This is a genomic window from Streptomyces sp. MnatMP-M17, from assembly GCF_900091995.1.
Classification (GTDB): domain Bacteria; phylum Actinomycetota; class Actinomycetes; order Streptomycetales; family Streptomycetaceae; genus Streptomyces.
The window spans coordinates 1-3,124 of record NZ_FMDK01000735.1 but is presented as its reverse complement, the minus strand read 5'-3'; the positions used below and the strand labels follow the sequence as shown (position 1 = coordinate 3,124).

Sequence of the window (3,124 nt, the reverse complement as noted above, 5' to 3'; positions counted from 1 at the left end):
AGCAGCGTCACCAGCCCGGCCCGCCGCGCGGCGGCAGCCCGAGCGGCTGCGGCACGGGTGACTGCGGGCGCGGCATGGTACATGGGCACGACCTCCTGGACATGCGTCCTCTGCCCAGGTACCGCCGTGGCGTGTCCTGCTACCGGCGGAAATCGCTCGCATGGGGGATGAGCGCTATGCCGAGTCCAGCTCGCCTTCGGCAGTTTGTACTTCGGTGGACCACACGTTCGCCGCCTCGGCGCTCACCGTGCCCAGCGGCACCTGAGGTCCGCTGCCCTCGCGGAGCCAGCGCCTGAACACCCGGTGCACGGCCTCGGCACCGACGAGTTCACCGCCACCGTCCCGCCCGTCGTGACCGTCACCGCCGCTGTTCTCGCTCCGCGCGGGAACCGGCGCCGAGAGCACCAGCGGCGACAGCAGAAAGGCCCCCGACTGTTCGCCGCCGAGCCCGCCGTGCGAGCCGATCTGCTCCTCGAAGGCGTGCACCTGCCCGGTCGCGGGGTCGTACATCGAGTTGACCATGATGTCCGCGACATGCGGGAAGGAGTCGGTACGGCGTACGGCGTCGGCCGCGCCGGGACCCATATGGGCCAGCGGTCCCGTGCCGTCCAGCTCGGCGACCGGCACCTCGGCGCCGCCCGGCCCGAGCACCACCGAGCCGTACTCCTCGCTCCGTACCAGCAGGAAGCCGATCCCCGGATGGCTGGCCAGCGTGCGCAGCAGCGCCGGATGGCGCCGGTCGATCTGCTCGCGGCTCATCCGCTCCGGTACATCGGGAAAGGAGATCAGCGCGAGATTGCCGGAGGCGAGCACGACCGGGTCCGAGCCCGGCTCCGCCGGCTCCACGGTCCCTTCCCGCTCCGGCCGGTGGAGTGCGGAGCGTACGGCGTGGCGTGCGGCGTCGCGCGCCTCGGCGCCGCTCTTCGTCCGCTGGGCCCTGCGCGGTACGGGCAGTCCGCAGCCCGCTCTGACCAGATCCCTGATGGTGAGTCCGTAGGCGCGCTCGAAGGTCGCTCCCGGGCTCTGGCCGTGGTCGGAGAGCAGCACGATCCGGTAGGTGCGCGGCGCGTGCTCGGCCGCCCTGGCGATCAGGCCGACGGAGCGGTCAAGACGCCGGAGGACCCGGAGCGCGTCCTTGCTGTGCGGGCCCGAGTGATGGGCCACCTCGTCGTACGCGACGAGGTCGGCGTAGACGGCGGTCCGTCCCGCCAGCATGTCGCCCAGGACGGCCGCGACCACCACATCGCGCTCGACGACGGTCGCGAAGGCCCGGATGAACGGATAGAGCCCGCCCCGGCTCACCCGCGGCCGGTCGCCGCGCAGCCGCGCCCGTGTCGACTGGCCGATCTCGCGGCCGACGTCCGCGACGAAGGAGACCACCGTACGGACGGCGTTGGCCGGATCCGAGAAGTAGGCGAAGTAGCCGGCGCGGGAGCGGTTGGCCCTGCCGCGCCGCGCGGCCATCGACAGCACCAGCGCGAGCTGGTCGGCGCCGCCGCTGAAGAGATTTCCGCGGCTGGCGCCGTCGAGAGTGAGCAGCCCGCCGTCACCGGTCCGTTCGATGGCCCGGCGCTGGAGCACGGCGGCGCTCGCGGGCCGGTTGCTGACCATGATCCGGCCGCTGTCCTTCTCGTACCAGCGGAAGGCCGGGACATCGTGGTTGGTGCCGTGCAGGATGCCGAGCTGGCTGGCGCCGGTCTGGCTGGACCAGTCGGTACGCCACGGTGTCAGCCGGTGGGTCGGATTCTCGCCGAGCCACGCGGCGACATGAGGCATGACGCCCTCGGCGACGGCCTCCTCCAGCACCCGGTGGCCCACTCCGTCGAGCTGGAGGAAGACCGTACCGGGCTGTCCGCCGTGCCGGCCGTCCTCGCCGCTTCTGCGCCTGCGCCGGTCGGCGAGGCGCGAGAGCCTGCGCCGGTAGGCGTCGTCGTCACCGACCGCGAGTCCGGTGGAGGTCGCGGAGGCGACGGCGGACATCACGGCCGCGACCACCACCGCCGTCTCCGCGTTGGCCGCGCCCTGGCCGACGGGAATGATCCAGAGCGCGAACAGCAGCAGTGAGCCGTTGAGGAAGAACACCAGCAGACCGAGGACCAGCGCGGGCACCAGCAGCAGGGCCCGTACGAGCAGAGGCCAGACCAGCGCGCCGAGCAGACCGAAGGCGCCCGCGCCCCAGGCCGCGGTGAGCGCGACCTTGGTGATGCTCTCGCCGTCGCCGGACTGGAGCCGGAAGTCCGGCAGGATCCCGGCGAGCACCAGCATGGTCAGCGAGGACACCGCCCATACGACGATCACCCGCAGCAGGGCCAAGCCCGTCGTACGCCACCGCCCCTGGAGCACTTCCCCTGTCACCTCACGTCCGGGCCCGTGCACCTCCACGGGCTCCGGCCCAGCCTCGCACAGCGCGCGGCGGGTCCCGGGCGTCAGCGGCCGTCGTAGCCGGCCGTCGGCATCGACATCCTGCGGTGGACACCGGCCTTCATGGCGGCGTCGTAGGGCGGTTCGTCCAGCCCGACGGTCTCCAGCCGTACGCCTCTGCGCTCGCACTCCGCGGCGAAGGCCCGCACCGATGTGAGCGCCCGGTCGAGCACCCGCTCATTGGCGGCGACGAACAGATCCACCAGTCCCGCGTCGACATCCACCCACAGTCCGCGGTGGCTGGGCCGCAGTCCGTAGAGGAGCAGCTGCCTGGTGACGACATAGCCCTTGTCCTCGGCCCAGCGCGCGCACATCGCGTGCTGGCCGCGGGTGTCCACGAGAAAGGGATCCCGGTCGAGCTCCTCCAGCGGGGTCAGGCTGGCGATCGAGGCCACCCGTACATCGTCCATGGCTGTCCGTACGTCGTCCATGGCTGTTCCCCCAACCGCTCCCGCACTCGGCCTCGTCCGCAGACCCTACTCCGAGGGCGCCCTCGTCCGGCAGGCGCGTACCGGCGGGCAAGGGGCGCGCGATCAGGCGCATCCGGCCCGCGCGCACGGCTCGCACACAGGGCTCGCGCACTGGGCTCGCGCACTGGGCCGTCGTACTGGGCGTCGCCATGCCTGCCCGCCCGCGCGCCCGCCACCGTACGCTGAGTGCGGAGATCGCGCCCGGGGCGGGCGGAGGGGCCGGTGGGCGGAGC

Annotated in this window: 2 protein-coding genes; both read right to left on the bottom strand. The window is 72.8% G+C overall.

Features of this window, described 5'->3' with window-relative positions; genetic code table 11:
- Positions 1–174 precede the first annotated feature (174 nt).
- Positions 175–2,343: a phage holin family protein gene (locus GA0115259_RS29455; RefSeq protein WP_093602662.1), complete on the bottom strand. Its 2,169-nt coding sequence runs from the start codon at positions 2,341–2,343 to the stop codon at positions 175–177.
- An 83-nt stretch (positions 2,344–2,426) separates the two neighbouring features.
- The gene (locus tag GA0115259_RS29450) at positions 2,427–2,831 is read right to left on the bottom strand and encodes a hypothetical protein (RefSeq protein ID WP_093602660.1); all 405 of its coding nucleotides are present in this window, start codon (positions 2,829–2,831) and stop codon (positions 2,427–2,429) included.
- Between the last annotated feature and the right edge of the window lie 293 nt (positions 2,832–3,124).

Bases quoted from the DNA above. Each gene is read 5' to 3' on its own strand.
- GA0115259_RS29450 (WP_093602660.1), bottom strand. From the start codon at position 2,831: ATGGACGATGTACGGGTGGCCTCGATCGCCAGCCTGACCCCGCTGGAG.